At 59.6% G+C, this 15,772-nt stretch carries 13 protein-coding genes; 3 read left to right on the top strand and 10 right to left on the bottom strand.

From position 1 onward, the window contains the following. The 3 genes from PSJE_RS16115 to PSJE_RS16125 all read right to left on the bottom strand — a co-directional run bounded on the left by PSJE_RS16115 (position 1) and on the right by PSJE_RS16125 (position 3,085). On the bottom strand, positions 1-1,614 hold the full coding sequence (locus tag PSJE_RS16115; protein ID WP_090453539.1) for an NAD(P)/FAD-dependent oxidoreductase: 1,614 nt from the start codon (positions 1,612-1,614) through the stop codon (positions 1-3). 95 nt (positions 1,615-1,709) lie between these two features. Next, positions 1,710-2,378: a COG3650 family protein gene (locus tag PSJE_RS16120; protein ID WP_090453540.1), complete on the bottom strand. Its 669-nt coding sequence runs from the start codon at positions 2,376-2,378 to the stop codon at positions 1,710-1,712. A 110-nt stretch (positions 2,379-2,488) separates the two neighbouring features. Next, on the bottom strand, positions 2,489-3,085 hold the full coding sequence (locus tag PSJE_RS16125; RefSeq protein ID WP_057716106.1) for a short chain dehydrogenase: 597 nt from the start codon (positions 3,083-3,085) through the stop codon (positions 2,489-2,491). A 106-nt stretch (positions 3,086-3,191) separates the two neighbouring features. Here PSJE_RS16125 and PSJE_RS16130 point away from each other — a divergent pair, with 106 nt between their 5' ends. Continuing rightward, the gene (locus PSJE_RS16130; RefSeq protein ID WP_090453542.1) at positions 3,192-4,100 is read left to right on the top strand and encodes a LysR family transcriptional regulator; all 909 of its coding nucleotides are present in this window, start codon (positions 3,192-3,194) and stop codon (positions 4,098-4,100) included. A 182-nt stretch (positions 4,101-4,282) separates the two neighbouring features. On the opposite strand, the gene PSJE_RS16135 is transcribed toward PSJE_RS16130, so the two are convergent. The 5 genes from PSJE_RS16135 to PSJE_RS16155 all read right to left on the bottom strand — a co-directional run bounded on the left by PSJE_RS16135 (position 4,283) and on the right by PSJE_RS16155 (position 9,286). After that, entirely contained in the window at positions 4,283-4,984 is a 702-nt protein-coding gene (locus PSJE_RS16135; RefSeq protein WP_057716104.1) for an ABC transporter ATP-binding protein, read from the bottom strand. Next, positions 4,985-5,752, bottom strand: coding sequence for a high-affinity branched-chain amino acid ABC transporter ATP-binding protein LivG (gene livG, locus PSJE_RS16140; RefSeq protein ID WP_057716103.1), 768 nt, complete (start codon positions 5,750-5,752; stop codon positions 4,985-4,987). After that, positions 5,749-7,005 carry a high-affinity branched-chain amino acid ABC transporter permease LivM gene (locus PSJE_RS16145; RefSeq protein ID WP_057716102.1) on the bottom strand — a complete coding sequence of 419 codons (1,257 nt, stop codon included), beginning with the start codon at positions 7,003-7,005 and terminating at the stop codon, positions 5,749-5,751. Before PSJE_RS16145 ends, livG begins: the two co-directional genes overlap by 4 nt. Further along, positions 7,002-7,925, bottom strand: a complete 924-nt coding sequence (gene livH / locus PSJE_RS16150) for a high-affinity branched-chain amino acid ABC transporter permease LivH (protein WP_007947264.1) — start codon at positions 7,923-7,925, stop codon at positions 7,002-7,004. Before livH ends, PSJE_RS16145 begins: the two co-directional genes overlap by 4 nt. Before the next feature lie 233 nt (positions 7,926-8,158). Beyond that, positions 8,159-9,286, bottom strand: coding sequence for a branched-chain amino acid ABC transporter substrate-binding protein (locus tag PSJE_RS16155; RefSeq protein WP_046816661.1), 1,128 nt, complete (start codon positions 9,284-9,286; stop codon positions 8,159-8,161). Positions 9,287-9,636: 350 nt separating this feature from the next. On the opposite strand from PSJE_RS16155, the gene PSJE_RS16160 reads away from it, so the two are divergent. Then, positions 9,637-9,942 carry a DUF2288 domain-containing protein gene (locus PSJE_RS16160; RefSeq protein WP_008052913.1) on the top strand — a complete coding sequence of 102 codons (306 nt, stop codon included), beginning with the start codon at positions 9,637-9,639 and terminating at the stop codon, positions 9,940-9,942. Between the two features lie 295 nt (positions 9,943-10,237). On the opposite strand, the gene PSJE_RS16165 is transcribed toward PSJE_RS16160, so the two are convergent. After that, positions 10,238-12,433 (bottom strand): hypothetical protein, encoded by a 2,196-nt coding sequence (locus PSJE_RS16165; RefSeq protein WP_090453544.1) that lies wholly within the window; start codon positions 12,431-12,433, stop codon positions 10,238-10,240. A 196-nt stretch (positions 12,434-12,629) separates the two neighbouring features. On the opposite strand from PSJE_RS16165, the gene PSJE_RS16170 reads away from it, so the two are divergent. Continuing rightward, positions 12,630-13,526, top strand: a complete 897-nt coding sequence (locus tag PSJE_RS16170; RefSeq protein ID WP_090453546.1) for an NAD(P)-dependent oxidoreductase — start codon at positions 12,630-12,632, stop codon at positions 13,524-13,526. Here PSJE_RS16170 and PSJE_RS16175 read toward each other — a convergent pair. Next, positions 13,483-15,699, bottom strand: a complete 2,217-nt coding sequence (locus PSJE_RS16175; RefSeq protein WP_280523327.1) for a putative bifunctional diguanylate cyclase/phosphodiesterase — start codon at positions 15,697-15,699, stop codon at positions 13,483-13,485. The two genes, PSJE_RS16170 and PSJE_RS16175, sit on opposite strands and share 44 nt — an antisense overlap. Positions 15,700-15,772 lie beyond the last annotated feature (73 nt).

The following is a 15,772-nucleotide window of genomic DNA, read 5'->3' on the forward strand; positions in this document are numbered from 1 at the left end:
TCAGGCTTCCAGGCCAAGGATATCCCGAGCCACAGCCTCGGCAATGCGAATCCCGTCAACACCCGCCGACAGAATCCCGCCCGCATAACCGGCCCCTTCACCGGCCGGGAACAAGCCCTTCACGTTCAGGCTCTGCAACGACTCGTTACGGGTAATGCGCAGCGGCGACGAGGTGCGGGTCTCGATCCCGGTCAGCACTGCGTCGTGCAGCGAGTAACCACGAATCTGCTTCTCGAATGCCGGCAAGGCTTCGCGAATTGCTTCGATGGCGAATGCCGGTAGTGCCAGTGCCAGATCACCCAGGGCAACGCCCGGCTTGTAGGATGGCTCGACGCTGCCCAGTTCGGTAGACGGTTTGCCCGCGATAAAATCGCCGACCAGTTGCGCCGGGGCTTCGTAGTTGCTGCCGCCCAGCACGAATGCGTGGGACTCCAGGCGTTCCTGCAGCTCGATACCGGCCAGCGGACCGCCTGGATAATCGACTTCCGGCGTGATGCCGACGACGATGCCGGAGTTGGCATTGCGCTCGTTACGCGAGTACTGGCTCATGCCATTGGTGACCACGCGGTTTGGCTCGGAAGTCGCCGCCACCACGGTGCCGCCCGGGCACATGCAGAAGCTGTAGACCGAACGGCCGTTCTTGGCGTGGTGCACCAGCTTGTAGTCGGCGGCGCCCAGTTTCGGGTGGCCGGCGTACTTGCCCAGGCGCGCACGGTCGATCAGCGACTGCGGGTGCTCGATGCGGAAACCCACCGAGAACGGCTTGGCTTCCATGAACACGCCACGGCCGTGAAGCATGCGGAAGGTGTCGCGGGCGCTGTGGCCGAGGGCCAGGATCACGTGTTTCGAGTGGATCTGTTCGCCGCCATTGAGTTCGACGCCGACCAGTTGGCCGTCTTCGATCAACACGTCGGTGACGCGCTGCTGGAAGCGCACTTCACCGCCCAGGGCGCGAATCTGCTCACGCATGTTTTCCACCACGCCGGTCAGACGGAACGTACCGATGTGCGGTTTGCTGACGTAGAGGATTTCTTCCGGAGCACCGGCCTTGACGAATTCGTGCAGGACTTTACGGCCGAGGAATTTCGGGTCCTTGATCTGGCTATAGAGCTTGCCGTCGGAGAACGTCCCCGCGCCGCCTTCACCGAACTGCACGTTGGACTCCGGGTTGAGAACGCTTTTGCGCCACAGGCCCCAGGTGTCCTTGGTGCGCTGGCGTACTTCGGTGCCGCGCTCGAGGATGATCGGCTTGAAGCCCATTTGCGCCAGCAGCAGCCCGGCGAAAATCCCGCACGGGCCGAAGCCGACGACGATCGGCCGCACGCTCAGATCGGCCGGCGCCTGGCCGACTTCCTTGTAGCTGACATCCGGCGCCACGTTGACGTTACGGTCATCGGCAAACTTGTGCAGTACCGCCGCCTCATCGCGAACTTCAAGGTCGATGGTGTAGATGAAGCACAGTTCGGAGGACTTTTTGCGCGCATCGTAGCTGCGCTTGAACAAGGTGAAATCGAGCAGGTCATCGCTGGCAAGCCCTAAGCGCTGCACGATGGCAGGGCGCAGGTCTTCTTCGGGATGGTCGATCGGCAACTTGAGTTCGGTGATTCGTAACATGGCGGGATCCGGTTCGCGGGGCGCACAACTGCGCCAGGGCGTTTGAAACCCGCGATTATAAGCCTCAAAGGCGCAGGCCCGTGAGGCTTAAACGATCAGTCGTCGCGCGATCCGCCGAAATACCCGCAGCCGCGCTGTACCTGACCGTCGATGCGCAGCTCGGCGCTCATGTGCTGGATGCTGCCGGTGCTGCTGTCGACGCAACGTTGCGGTGCAACCCACAGTTCGATGTGCTGGTTGTTGGCTTCGGTGCTGAGGTTGAAACGGCCATCGCCCAGTTGCTCCTCGACGTAAGGCACGGCCAACGGCGGCTGGCCGGCCCGGTCGAGGACCATGCCTTTGCCGCTGACTTTCACGCTCCACTCCGGGGTGTGGCCGGCGGCGCGCAGGATCAGCAACTTGAAATTCGGATCGTCGCACGCGGTGCCCGAGCGCTCGACGCGGTACAACTGCTCCAGATCGAGCTGGCCGTCACCACCGCCGCCGGCCACAACCCGCCCGCGCACGTCGGCAAACAGCTTGCCCTGCTTGTCCGCCAGGTTTGCGGCCTGCTGCAGGACGCTGGTACCGCCCGTGTCGTTGACCACGTAGCGGTTTGTCTGGTTGCACGGCTGGAACAGCAGTTTGCCGTCCGCCGCGGTCAACTGGCCTTGCATGCGTGTCTGGCCGACATGGGAGGCGTTCTGCCGCTCACCCTCGAACAACTGGCAAGCGGCGAACAGCGGAAGCAGGGCAACGAGGACTAAGGAACGGGCAACACGCATCTTGGGGTCTCCTGACAGGTGCCGCCACGTTACTCAGCCTGACCGTTCATCACAACCGGTTATCGTCTCCACTTTGTATTGGCGCGGACGCAGGTTGCGATTTTTCATCTTCAGATGTGAAAGGTCTGACCCGTTTGCAGGCCTTCCACACTCTTGGCGTAGGCCAAGGCCACATCCGCCGCAGGAACTGGCTTGAAGCCACGGAAGTACGGCGCGTATTTGCCCATGGCTTCGACCAGGACGTTCGGGCTGATCGAGTTCACCCGCAGGCCGCGCGGTAGCTCGATGGCGGCGGCGCGGACGAAGCTGTCCAGTGCACCGTTGACCAGCGCCGCCGAGGCGCCACTGCGAATCGGGTCGTGGCTGAGCACGCCAGTGGTGAAGGTGAACGAAGCGCCGTCATTGGCGAAGTCGCGGCCGATCAGCAGCAAATTGACCTGGCCCATCAGCTTGTCTTTCAGGCCCAGGGCAAAGCTCTCTTCGGTCATCTCGTTGAGCGGTGCGAAGGTCACGTTGCCGGCGGCACACACCAGTGCGTCGAATTTGCCGGTCTGCTCGAACAGCTTGCGAATCGAGGCGCTGTCACTGATGTCCACTTGAAAGTCGCCGCTGGTGCGACCGATGCGGATGATTTCGTGGCGTTGCGACAGCTCCTTGTCGACTGCCGAACCGATGGTGCCGCCTGCGCCGATCAAAAGAATTTTCATGGGGGCTGATCCTCGTATGGGTTGAACGAGGTTTCAGTTTAGGGTGGTTTTTTCTCCGGATAAGCGCACTAATAGGCAACCTTTGGTTTTCAAATGGAAACAATCCATGAGCGAGATGGATGACCTGGCGGCGTTCGCGGTGTTGATCGAGGCGGGGAGTTTTACCCTGGCGGCGCAGCAGCTTGGTTGCAGCAAAGGTCAGCTGTCCAAGCGCATCAGCCAGTTGGAAGCGCAGTTTTCCGTGGTGTTGTTGCAACGTACCACCCGCCGCTTGAGCCTGACCGCCGCCGGTGCTGCGTTGTTGCCCCAGGCCCAGGCGCTGGTAGTGCAAGTCGAGCGGGCCCGCCAGGCCCTGGCGCGCCTGAAGGACGACATGGCTGGCCCGGTGCGGATGACGGTACCGGTGTCGCTCGGGGAAACCTTCTTCGATGGCCTGTTGCTGGAGTTCTCGGCCAGGTATCCCCAGGTGCAGATCGAGCTGGAGCTCAACAACAGCTACCGCGACCTGTCTCGCGACGGCTTCGATCTGGCGATTCGTTCCGACGTGGCCATTGACCAGCGACTGGTGGCGCGTCCACTGTTGGCGTGGCAAGAACTGACCTGTGCCAGCCCGGCTTATCTGGAGCAATACGGTGAACCGCAAACCCCCCAGGCGCTGGCCGAGCATCGCTGCCTGCTCAACAGTCATTACAGCGGCCGCGAAGAGTGGCTGTATCACCAGCAGCACGAGTTGTTGCGGGTGCGAGTGTCGGGGCCGTTCGCCAGCAACCACTACAACCTGTTGAAGAAAGCCGCACTGGTCGGCGCCGGTATTGCGCGCCTGCCATCCTACTGTTTGCCAACAGAGCTGGCGGACGGGCGTTTGCGATGGCTGCTGCGCGATTATCAGACCCGCAGCATGCCGATGTACCTGGTGCATCCGTATCAGGGCGGTTTGCCCAAGCGCACGCAGGTACTGGCGGATTATTTGATCGGGTGGTTCAAGCGCAGTGGGGAGGCGTTGGACAGGCTGTAAATGTCCTGTGGGAGCGAGCCGGCTCGCGATGGACGTTAACGATGACGAGGGCTGTCTGAATGAACATGGCGCCCTCCAGTTTTTCGCGAGCAAGCTCGCTCCTACAGAAGAGGGTCTATGTAGCTATAGGGGGGGCATAAAAAAACGGCCCGCGAAGGCCGTTTTTCATTTACCGCAAAGGATTAGCCACCGAGGTACGCATCACGCACTTTCGGGTCGGTCAGCAGCGCTTCACCGGTGCCTGTCATCACCACCCGGCCGTTCTCCAGAACGTAGGCTCGGTCAGCGATCTTCAGCGCCTGGTTGGCGTTCTGCTCGACCAGGAACACGGTCACACCGTCCTTGCGCAGCTGTTCGATGATGTCGAAGATCTGCTGGATGATGATCGGTGCCAGGCCCAGCGATGGCTCGTCGAGCAGCAACAGCTTGGGCTTGCTCATCAGCGCACGACCGATGGCGAGCATTTGCTGTTCGCCGCCGGACATGGTGCCGCCGCGCTGGTTGAAGCGTTCTTTCAGGCGTGGGAAAAGTCCGAGAACCTTGTCCATCTGTTCCTGATAGTCGCCCTTGGCGGTGAAGAAACCACCCATGGACAGGTTTTCTTCAACGGTCAGTCGGGAAAACACCCGACGACCTTCCGGCACCACGGCGATGCTCTTGCGCATGATCTGCGAAGAGTCCTGGCCGACCAGTTCCTCACCCATGTAGCGGATGCTGCCGCTGTGGGCGCGCGGCGAACCGCAAAGCGTCATCAGCAACGTGGACTTACCGGCACCGTTGGCACCGATCAGGGTCACGATCTCACCCTGGCGGACTTCGACGTTGACGCTGTGCAGGGCCTGGATCTTGCCGTAGAAGGTGGAAACGTTTTCGAACTGCAGCATTTACGCTTCCCCCAGGTAGGCTTTGATCACTTCAGGATTGTCGCGGATCTGTTCCGGCGTGCCGTTGGCCAGGGGCGTGCCCTGGTTGATCACGACAATGTGGTCGGAAATGCTCATGACCAGCTTCATGTCGTGTTCGATCAGCAGCACGGTGACGTTGTGCTCTTCACGCAGCATGCTGATCAGCGCCTTGAGGTCCTCGGTTTCCTTCGGGTTCAGGCCGGCAGCCGGTTCGTCGAGCATGAGGATCCGCGGGCGGGTCATCATGCAACGGGCGATTTCCAGACGACGTTGCTGACCGTAGGCCAGGGTGCCGGCCGGACGGTTGGCGAACTCCTTGAGATTGACCTTTTCCAGCCAGAATTCGGCGAAATCCATGGCCTCGCGCTCGCTTTTGCGGAACGACGGGGTCTTGAACAGGCCGGACAGGAAGTTGGTGTTCAGGTGACGATGCTGGGCGATCAAGAGGTTCTCGACCGCCGTCATGTCCTTGAACAACCGCACGTTCTGGAAGGTGCGCACCACGCCTTTGAGGGCAATCTTGTGGCCCGGCAGGCCTTCGATCGCTTCGCCGTCGAGCAGGATGCTGCCGCCACTCGGCTTGTAGAAGCCGGTCAGGCAGTTGAACACGGTGGTCTTGCCGGCGCCGTTGGGGCCGATCAGCGCAACCACTTGTTTCTCTTTCACGCTCAAGGCTACGCCGTTGACCGCCAGCAAGCCGCCGAAGCGCATGCTCAGGTTTTCTACTTTAAGGATCTCGCGGCTCATTTGCGCAGCTCCATGTGAGGACGTTGCATGGGCAGCAGACCCTGAGGGCGCCAGATCATCATCAGTACCATCAAGGCACCGAACATCAACATGCGGTACTCACTGAACTCACGCATCATTTCCGGCAGCAGGATCATCACCACGGCAGCGAGGATCACGCCCAACTGCGAGCCCATGCCACCCAGCACCACGATGGCGAGGATGATCGCCGACTCGATGAAGGTGAAGGACTCCGGCGTCACCAGACCCTGACGGGCAGCGAAGAAGCTACCGGCGAAACCGGCGAAGCTCGCACCCAGGGTGAAGGCCGATAGTTTGATGACGGTCGGGTTCAGGCCCAGGGCACGGCAGGCGATTTCGTCTTCACGCAACGCTTCCCAGGCGCGGCCCAACGGCATGCGCAGCAAACGGTTGATGACGAACAGCGCACCCAGGGCAAGCAACAGCGCAACCAGGTAGAGGAAGATCACCTTGTTGATCGAGTTGTATTCCAGGCCGAAGTACTCGTGGAAGGTTTGCAGGCCTTCCGCGGCTTTACGTTCGAAGGTCAGGCCGAAGAACGTTGGCTTCTCGATGTTGCTGATACCGTTCGGACCGCCAGTGAGGCCGGTCAGGTTACGCAGGAACAGACGAATGATTTCACCGAAGCCCAAGGTCACGATCGCCAGGTAGTCACCACGCAAACGCAGCACCGGGAAACCGAGCAGGAAGCCGAAGGTGGCCGCCATCAGGCCGGCGATCGGCAGGCAGATCCAGAAGCTCAGGCCGTAGTAGTGCGACAGCAGCGCGTAGCTGTAGGCGCCGACGGCATAGAAACCGACGTAACCGAGGTCGAGCAGACCGGCCAGGCCGACCACGATGTTCAGGCCGAGGCCGAGCATCACGTAGATCAGCACCAGCGTAGCGATATCGACCGCACCGCGAGAGCCGAAGAACGGCCAGACCAGGGCACCGGCGATCAGCGCGATGATGATCCAGCGCTGGGTGGTCGGCAGGGTCAGGAAGTTGCTGGCCTTGGCCGGGATCAGCGGCATGCTCGGCGAAGAGCGCCAGGCCGAGCTGATCTGCTGGTCGAACAGCACACGCAGGAACATCAGCACCGAGCACACCGCGATGGTGATCAGGGTGGCGTCGCTGGTGCCATGAACTTCGAGGTTGATGCCGACGATGGTCAGCTTCAGACCGAGTACCGGGTAGGCCACGGCCCACACCAGCAAAGCGCTGAACAGCGCCTGTTTAAGATTCCTAGTCATACCTTCTCAACCTCCGGACGGCCCAGCAGGCCGGTTGGCCGGAACAACAGCACCAGAACCAGCAGGCCGAACGCCACGACGTCCTTGTACTGGTCGCCGAAGATATCGGCACCAAAGGCTTCCGCCACACCCAGTACCAGCCCGCCGAGCATGGCGCCCGGAATACTGCCGATACCGCCCAGTACCGCGGCGGTGAAGGCCTTGAGGCCGACGAGGAAACCGGCGTTCGGGTTGATCACGCCGTATTGCATGCTCAGCAGCACGGCGGCGATGGCTGCCAGAGCGGCACCGATGACGAAGGTCAGGGCGATGATGTTGTTGGTGTTGATACCCAGCAGGTTGGCCATCTTGATGTCTTCGGCACAGGCACGGCAGGCGCGGCCCAGGCGAGAGCGGGAGATGAACAGGGTCAGGCCGAGCATGGCGACGAGAGTCACCACGAACACCACGATTTGCATGTAGGAAATCAGCACTTCATGTGCGCCACCTGGCCCAAAGGCAAAGTTGCCCGGAATCAGGTTGGGGATGGATTTGTCCTTGGAGTCTTGCGCCAGCAGAACGGTGTTCTGCAGGAAGATCGACATGCCGATGGCGGAGATCAGCGGGATCAGACGGTTGCTGCCGCGCAAGGGGCGGTAGGCGATCCGTTCGATGCTGTAGCCGTAGGCACTGGTTACAACGATGGTTGCGAGAAAAGCGGCGGTCATCAACAGCGGCACGCTGTCGAGTCCCAGCATGGCCAGCCCGGCGATGGCGATGAACGCCACGTAGGAGCCAATCATGTACACCTCGCCGTGGGCGAAGTTGATCATTCCAATGATGCCGTAGACCATCGTATAGCCGATGGCGATCAGGGCATACGTGCTGCCAATGGTCAGGCCATTAACCAGCTGTTGGAAGAAGTGATAGATGTCAGGCATTACAGCGCTCCTAAAAACCTGATACGCATTTCACTGGTGGAGTCATTTTCCCGCCCGAGCCCCGTGGATCTGCATCCACTTCGAATTCGGGGTTTGCCAGCGAACCGCTGATGACGGTTTTGAGATTTTCAGGTGGGGAGACTGGCGGATCACGCCAGCGCGGCCCAGATACGTTCGTAAAACAAAGCCCACGGCACGCCGTGGGCTTTATTGGCAGTCAGTCTGGCAACGCCTTACTGAGGCTTGGCTTCAGTTTTTGGTTTGCCGAAGTGCCACTCGTAAACCACGAATTTGAAGTCTTTCAGGTCGCCTTTCTCGTCGAAGCTCAGGTCGCCGGTAGGCGTCTTGAAGGTGCCGGCGTGGATGGCTTCAGCCACTTTGGCGGAGTCTTCGGACTTGGCAGCCTTGATGCCGTCGGCGATCACGGTCACAGCCGAGTAGGCCGGGAACACGAACGGACCGCTTGGATCTTCTTTCTTGGCTTTGAACGCATCAGCCAGGGCAACGTTGGCCGGATCCTGGTCGAAGGATTTCGGCAGGGTCACCAGCAGGCCTTCGGAAGCGTCCTTGGCGATCTGCGAAATGGAGTCGTTACCCACGCCTTCCGGACCCATGAACTTGGCTTTCAGGCCTTTTTCCGCAGACTGACGCAGGATCAGGCCCAGCTCCGGGTGGTAGCCGCCGTAGTAGACGAAGTCGACGTTGGCTTGCTTGAGTTTGGCGATCATCGAGGAGAAGTCTTTGTCGCCGGCGTTGACGCCTTCGAACACGGCAACCTTGACGCCTTTGCCTTCCAGGGTTTTCTTCACGGCAGAGGCGATGCCTTCACCGTATTGCTGTTTGTCGTGCAGAACAGCAACGATCTTCGGTTTTACGAAGTCGGCAATGTAGTTACCGGCAGCAGGGCCCTGGGCGCTGTCCAGACCGATGGTGCGGAACACCATTTTGTAACCACGGGCGGTGATGTCCGGGCTGGTGGCAGCCGGGGTGATCATGATCACGCCTTCGTCTTCGTAGATGTCCGAAGCCGGTTGAGTGGAGCTGGAGCACAAGTGACCGACTACGAACTTGACGCCGTCGTTGACGACCTTGTTCGCGACTGCCACAGCTTGTTTCGGATCACACGCGTCATCGTATTCAACGGCTTCGAGTTTCTTGCCGTCCACGCCGCCCTTGGCGTTGATTTGCTCGATGGCCATTTTGGCGCCACTGAACTGCATGTCGCCGTATTGGGCTACAGGGCCGGTCTTAGGGCCGGCGATGCCGATCTTGATGGTGTCAGCTGCGAACGAATGGCTGGCAACCCCGGCCAGAACCATAGCGGCAAACAGTTTGGAAATCTGCTTAGTAGCCTTAGTCATAGTGCTCCACTCTTACTGTTGTAGTTTTTATAGTCCTGGCGCCGAAAGCAGCAGAACCGGGTCGGATATCTGCGACATTCCCCGGAAAAGTCCCTCGGCAACTGTACCGGTACAGTGTAGAGCGCCGATTGTCAGCCTGGGAAGGCAGCGCCGGGGGACAAAACCTGCAAGTGTCGCTTTATTGAAAGTAAAAGACAGAATTGCGGCGGGGTGTTGAGGGGCTTATAGCCGTATTCAGTGCATTCTCTGGCTTTCCTGCGCTTTTCATTTCGGTCACTCAATTGCATCCGGGTTTTTCTGCCAGTCCACCGACGTTATCATTCGCGTCGATTTCTTTTCCGGACAGTCCCATGAATCAAGAACCTAGCACCCTCTATGCCAAGCTGCTTGGTGAAACCGCATCTATTACCTGGAAAGAGCTGGAGCCGTTCTTCGCCAAGGGTGCCCTATTGTGGGTCGATCCTGGCCTGGATCTGATCGCCGCCGCCGAGGCCGTTGCCCAGGATGAAGGGGAGAAAGTGGCTGCCTGGCTGGCCGCCGACAAGCTCGGCAAGCTCTCTGAAACGCGGGCGCTGGATCTTTTTGAACGTGATCCACAGCTGTGGGCCGTGGTTGTTTCGCCGTGGATTCTGATCCAGGAAAGGGCGCAGGCTTAAAAGGTTGCACCTGATTGGTGCGTTCGTTTCTGAGGGAAAAGTGTGTAGCCGAGTAGCGTGATGGCATGTTGCCGTAGAGAAAGGCCACAGCCTCACGGTGACGTAAACGTAACGGGAACAGTTGGGAGGGCAACTGAACGTCTGCTCAATTGTTTCTGAATGTTGATTTGCAGTAATTCAAGGCCGCCATCGCGAGCAAGCTCGCTCCCACAGGGATCGCATTCTTTCAAACAGAACGCGGTCAACTGTGGGAGCGAGCTTGCTCGCGATAGGGGCGGTGAGTTTTCGGGTCTTGTTAAGCCGTTTTGCCCGTATGGTTATTCAACGAAATAACCTTGGTCTTGCCGATGCGGTGACGGTAGATCTCGCGCAGGTACTTGATCGATTTCTTCACGCAATCCCGGGACAGGCGAATGTCGTTGATCGAGACGAACTTGTCCTTGTCGTTGATCAGCTCACGGTACTTCTTCTCGTACATCGGCTTGATCGCGTACCAGTTAGTATCGAGGATCTTCGCCGGGTTCTCGAATTCGTTGAGTAGTTCGTCAATCCGGTCTTCATCGAACTGTTCGTTGATGATGAAGTCCAGGATCGAGTTGTCCAGGGTCTCGTCGAAGCGGTACGGGTTTTTCGCGAAGCAGCGCTTGATGAAGGCCACGATCAGCGTCAGGAAATCGTCCGACAGGCACGGGCTCTTGGCGATCAGGGTGGTCAGCGACAGGTTGGCCGAAGCACCGATCACCAGCGCGTAGCGCTTGAGCGTGGTGTTGGGGAACAGGCTGTTGAGATGAGTCTTCAACCGGTTCAAATCCATGTAGGACAGCTTGTAGTCCTTCGGCAACGAAACGATCGACACCACCGACGAGCAATTCTTGAAGAAGTGCAGGTCATGCAGGGCCGCCGCGTCGTAACCCGAGTTCTTGTACTGCTCCAGTGACGCGCGATAGCGCTTGGACTCGATCGGCAACAGGCTGATGCCCTCGATGGCCTGGGTGACCTTGTTGAAGTGCGGCAGGTCGATCGAGCGGAAGAACAGGTCGTCGATGTTCAGGCGTTGCGGCTCTTTCTCGAACACCTTGAATTTGTCGCTGCTCGGCGCCGGGGTTTCCGGCACCACGGACTCGGCGTAGGCAATCGCCACCGGGCCGGCCAGGCTCATGAACAGGTCGTTGGCGTCCAGGCGGATGGTTTCGCCGATGTCGATGCCGGCACGACGGAAATAGTTCTGGTCGTAGTCGGTGGTCACCGCCTGGGCCGTCAGAATGTTGAAGATCTGCTGCGAGATGTATTGGTTGGCATGCTTTTCCATGGCATTGACATCAATGTTCTGGATATTGCCGTCATCGTTCTCTTCGGCGTAACGCATGATGTCGTTGGAGATCAGCATCATCGCGTTCCATGGGCGGATGCGGCCCATGACGCTGGCTTCGCTGCTGTCTTCGTTGGCGAAGTTGTAGGAGAAGTCCCACTCTTCCGACAGGTATTTGCACAACAGGCGTCCGGCGTTGATGTGCAGCGCCTCGGACATTTCACTGCGGTGATCTGAAATGTTCGGCAGTACACAGATGCCACTGGTGAAGATCGGTTCGAAGACGAAGGAGTGGCCGCTCTTGCTGTCGTGCTCGTCCATCGGCTTGGTGTCGAACGTCTTGTTCATGTACGAGTGCTGCTGGGCCAGGCCGAACTCCGAGGCCATGCCCGAACCGGTACCGCCGCCGGCACTGAAGATCGAGAAATACAGGCGCGACTGGTTGGCCTTGATGCCGCAGCTGTCGATCAGGTACGAGTGAATCATTTTCCAGTCGGGGCTGGAGAAACGCTGGGTGTCCTTGTTCAGGATGATCTTGGCCAGGTACTGGCCGAGGATCGGCGCGTTACCGGCGCCACCGGCGTGGACTTCCGACAGATCCATGATCTTCATCTTGCTGTAGTCGCGCAGAAAGCCGCTTTTTTCGCCCTTGCGCGAGAAACGGATGCGCCCGGCGATGTCCTTGTCCAGGTCGCCGAGCATCACCAGCGGCTCGACCAGAAACACCGGCTTGGTGTTTTTGTTCTGGCCCAGGCGCAGGTTGTTGCGGATCCACTGGGCCGGGCTGTAACCCTTTTCGGCAAAACGCTTGTCCGGCGACAGGCGATCTTCGTTGTTGAATTCATTGAGGTAGAACTTGCGGGCGTTGTACACCAGTTCCGCCACGTCCAGCGCAATGTTCGAGCCACAGCGGCCCAAGCCGATCAGGCATACCGACGGGAATTCCTGATCGCTGTGCTGTTCGCTGTCGCCTTCCAGGTGCGGTGCGCGCGGGAACACCATGTCGCGCAGGCCGTCGAGGTTGTCGAGGATGCGGTCGGTGTTGGTTTCGGTGAAGTACAGGTATTGCTGGGTCGCCAACGGGCGCGATTGAATCGATGGCTTAGGTGATGACGGGCTGTTGGCCGCGGGGCTCAACGTCAGATCGGTTACCGCAGTGGCCGGGTTGTTTTTAGAAGTCATAGTTCGCCATCTACCTGGGCTGATTGGTTGGCCGACTCACTGTCGTCGAACCGTCACGGAATACAATCGCGTCTTTTTTCAGCGCGTACTTGGACCATGCCTTGGTCTTTAGCCTGAGCATTGCTCGGAGTGAATCCTTTCCTGAGTCATGATGAATCGGCCAATATTCGGTGATCTTTAATCAAGAAGAGGCAAAATGATGTCAACGCTACCTTCGCTAGGGTTTGCCGGGATCGGCCTGATGGGGCTGCCGATGTGCCGGCGCCTGCTGGCCGCGGGTTATCCGCTGGCGGTATGGAATCGCAATCCGGACAAGTGCAAGCCGCTGGTGGAGGCCGGCGCGCGCCAGGTCGCCAGCCCGGCCGAACTGTGCCAGCACGCTGACGTGGTGATGCTGTGCCTGGCCGATACCTCGGTCGTACGCGAGGTGGTGTTTGGTCCGGCAGGTGTTGTGGAGGGCGCCAAAAAAGGCCAGCTGCTGGTGGATTTCTCCAGCCTGGAGCCCAACGCTACGCGGGAAATGGCCGCAGAACTTGCCGCTAAAACCGGCATGGGCTGGCTCGATACGCCGGTGTCCGGTGGCGTGGTCGGTGCCGAGGCTGGAAGCCTGGCGATCATGGTCGGCGGTGAGCTACAGGATCTGGAGCGGGTCCGGCCTGTCCTGTTGAGCCTGGGGCAGCGTGTGACGCATATGGGCGGCGTCGGCGCGGGGCAGGTGACCAAGGCGTGCAATCAGATGATCGTCGCCTGCAATGCATTGGTGATTGCCGAAGTGGTCGCGTTGGCGGAGCGTTCCGGGGTTGATGCCAGTCTGATCGCCGAAGCGCTGGCCGGCGGCTTTGCCGATTCGAAACCCTTGCAGATCCTGGCTCCGCAGATGGCGCAAAATCGATTCGAACCGGTCAAGTGGCACGTACGGACGTTACTCAAGGATCTGGATACAGCGGTGAAGTTTTCCCGTGAACAAGGCTCGGCGACACCGATCAGCGGTCTGGCCGCGCAGTTGATGCGCCTGCATGGGAGTCAGGGGTTTCTTGAAAAGGACCCGTCTACATTAGTGCAGATGTACCGTGAACCAGGCTCAGCGTCGTGACGGTGTAGGCGTGCTTGCGCTGGTTGATTTCTTTCAGTACCGGATGCAGTTCGGCCAGTGGCACCGGCCGACTCAGCAGATAGCCCTGAACGAAGTCACAGCCATGGTCTTCCAGGAACTGGTATTGCTCGAAGGTTTCGACCCCTTCGGTGACCACTTGCAGGTGCAGGGTATGGGCCATGACGATAATCGCCTGGACGATTTCCATATCCTGGGTCGCCTTGGGAATGTCCTGGATGAACGAACGGTCGATTTTCAGCGTGTTGAGCGGCAAGCGCTTGAGGTAGGCCAGGGATGAATAGCCGGTGCCGAAGTCATCGATAGACAGTGAAACGCCGAGGGCGCGTATCTGGCGCAGCAGCACCAGGGTGTCGGCGATATTGCCCATCAAGGCGTTTTCGGTGACCTCCAGTTCCAGACGGTGGGGCTCCACACCGGAGGCCCGCAATGCGTACTCGATTTCATCGGCCAGTTCTTCGCGCGCCAGGTTCAGGGGCGAGCAGTTCACGGCGATCTTCAGGTCTTCACAGCCTTGGCGCGACAACTCGCCCAGATCCTCGCAGGCCTTGCGCAGCACCCAGTTGTCCAGCTCGGCGATCAGACCATTGGCTTCGGCGATGGCGATAAAACGATCCGGTACGAGGAAACCGTGGACCGGGTGTTGCCAGCGGATCAAGGCTTCGAGCTTGCTCACCTGACCGGTCTTGAGGTCATAGATGGGCTGGTAATAGAGCATCAGGCCGGTGTCTTCACGCAGGGCGTGGCGCAACTCTTCTTCCAGTTGCAGCTCGAGTGTGGCGCGGGTTTTCAGGTCGGCACTGAAAAAACTCAGCCCGTTGCGGCCGCTGCCCTTGGACTGATACAGCGCCAGGTCGGCGTTTTTCAACAGTTCCTCACAGGTCTTGCCGTCTTCCGGAAACAGGCTGATGCCGATGCTGGTGGTCATGACCATGCGCCTGCCGGCCAACTCGATGGGCTCCTTCATTTTCAGCATGATGCGTTGGGCCATCTGCCGCGCTTCGTCACGATCACGCAGGTCGATGAGCAGGCAGAACTCGTCGCCGCCGAAGCGAGCGACCACATCCTCATGACTGCGAACAGAGCTCTTGATGTGCCCGGCAAGCACTTTGAGCAGTTCGTCACCGGCATCGTGGCCAAGGCTGTCGTTGATCCGCTTGAAATGGTCGATGTCCAGGAACATGACCGCCAGCATCCCGCCTTTGTTGGTTTTCTCGATGAGTTTTTCAGCGAAGACCTGGTTGAACCCGCGGCGGTTGATCAGGTTGGTCAACGCATCGTAGTTCGCCAGCTGTTGCAGCGACATGCGCGCCTGGTCAAGTTGGCTTAGCAGGGAGTTGACCCGTTGCAGGTCGTGGTCCTTGTGTTGCAGCTTCTTGTCCGCCAGTGCCGCGCTGATGCTGCTGCCGATGATCAGCAGGGTGATGACTGTCACGGTCAGCGCCAGTTGCAGATGGCTGTGTTCGCCGGTTTGCGCTGGCAGGCTGTCGCTGGGCATCACCATGTTGAAGGCGGCCATGGCAGTGAGGTGCATACCGAGGATGCCCGCCCCGAGCACCAGGCTGGCGCAGAATTTGAAAAGCTGATGCAGCATGCCGGCGCCGTCGCGCAGATACCATGCCAGCAACAAGGCGGCCAGCGCGGCACCGATCGCGATCGCGATGGAAAGGGCGAACAGGCCCGGATGGTAATAGACCGAGGCATTGGAGTGCATGGCCGTCATGCCCACGTAATGCATGGTCGCGATACCCAGGCCGATCCCGACCGATGACGTGAGGCACTGTCGAAAACTCAGCTCAGGAAGGCTGAGGGTACGCATCGCCAGCCATGCGGCGAACAGCGCGATGGTTAGCGAGAACACCGTGACAGGCAGTTGGTAGTGAAGATCGATAGGCGCCTGGAATGCCAGCATCCCGACAAAATGCATGGCCCAGATGCCGCCGGCCAGGCATCCGCTGCCCACCCAGCGCCAGAGCGTTTGGGACGCGGATTTTTCAGCGTGAGCAACCCGTTCGGCCATGTCCAGTGTCGCGAAACCGCCGACACAGGCGACCAGATAAGCCAGCAGCACCAGAAACGGGTCATGTGTGCAATTAAGTATGACCTGCCCAGTCTCTGGTAGCTCGGTAATGAAATGCAAACCAAGCCACTCCATAGCATGCCCCATCGTTAAGCTTCAGGTCGGCGCAAGGAGCGTCGGCGAATGTCGTGGAGTATAGAGGGCGTGG

The organism is Pseudomonas jessenii (genome assembly GCF_002236115.1).
Classification (GTDB): domain Bacteria; phylum Pseudomonadota; class Gammaproteobacteria; order Pseudomonadales; family Pseudomonadaceae; genus Aquipseudomonas; species Aquipseudomonas jessenii.

Coding starts and splice junctions, on each gene's coding strand:
- PSJE_RS16145 (WP_057716102.1), bottom strand. CDS start 7,005: ATGACTAGGAATCTTAAACAGGCGCTGTTCAGCGCTTTGCTGGTGTGG.
- PSJE_RS16120 (WP_090453540.1), bottom strand. CDS start 2,378: ATGCGTGTTGCCCGTTCCTTAGTCCTCGTTGCCCTGCTTCCGCTGTTC.
- PSJE_RS16165 (WP_090453544.1), bottom strand. CDS start 12,433: ATGACTTCTAAAAACAACCCGGCCACTGCGGTAACCGATCTGACGTTG.
- PSJE_RS16160 (WP_008052913.1), top strand. CDS start 9,637: ATGAATCAAGAACCTAGCACCCTCTATGCCAAGCTGCTTGGTGAAACC.
- livH (WP_007947264.1), bottom strand. CDS start 7,925: ATGCCTGACATCTATCACTTCTTCCAACAGCTGGTTAATGGCCTGACC.
- PSJE_RS16155 (WP_046816661.1), bottom strand. CDS start 9,286: ATGACTAAGGCTACTAAGCAGATTTCCAAACTGTTTGCCGCTATGGTT.
- PSJE_RS16115 (WP_090453539.1), bottom strand. CDS start 1,614: ATGTTACGAATCACCGAACTCAAGTTGCCGATCGACCATCCCGAAGAA.
- PSJE_RS16135 (WP_057716104.1), bottom strand. CDS start 4,984: ATGCTGCAGTTCGAAAACGTTTCCACCTTCTACGGCAAGATCCAGGCC.
- PSJE_RS16170 (WP_090453546.1), top strand. CDS start 12,630: ATGATGTCAACGCTACCTTCGCTAGGGTTTGCCGGGATCGGCCTGATG.
- PSJE_RS16130 (WP_090453542.1), top strand. CDS start 3,192: ATGAGCGAGATGGATGACCTGGCGGCGTTCGCGGTGTTGATCGAGGCG.
- PSJE_RS16125 (WP_057716106.1), bottom strand. CDS start 3,085: ATGAAAATTCTTTTGATCGGCGCAGGCGGCACCATCGGTTCGGCAGTC.
- livG (WP_057716103.1), bottom strand. CDS start 5,752: ATGAGCCGCGAGATCCTTAAAGTAGAAAACCTGAGCATGCGCTTCGGC.
- PSJE_RS16175 (WP_280523327.1), bottom strand. CDS start 15,699: ATGGAGTGGCTTGGTTTGCATTTCATTACCGAGCTACCAGAGACTGGG.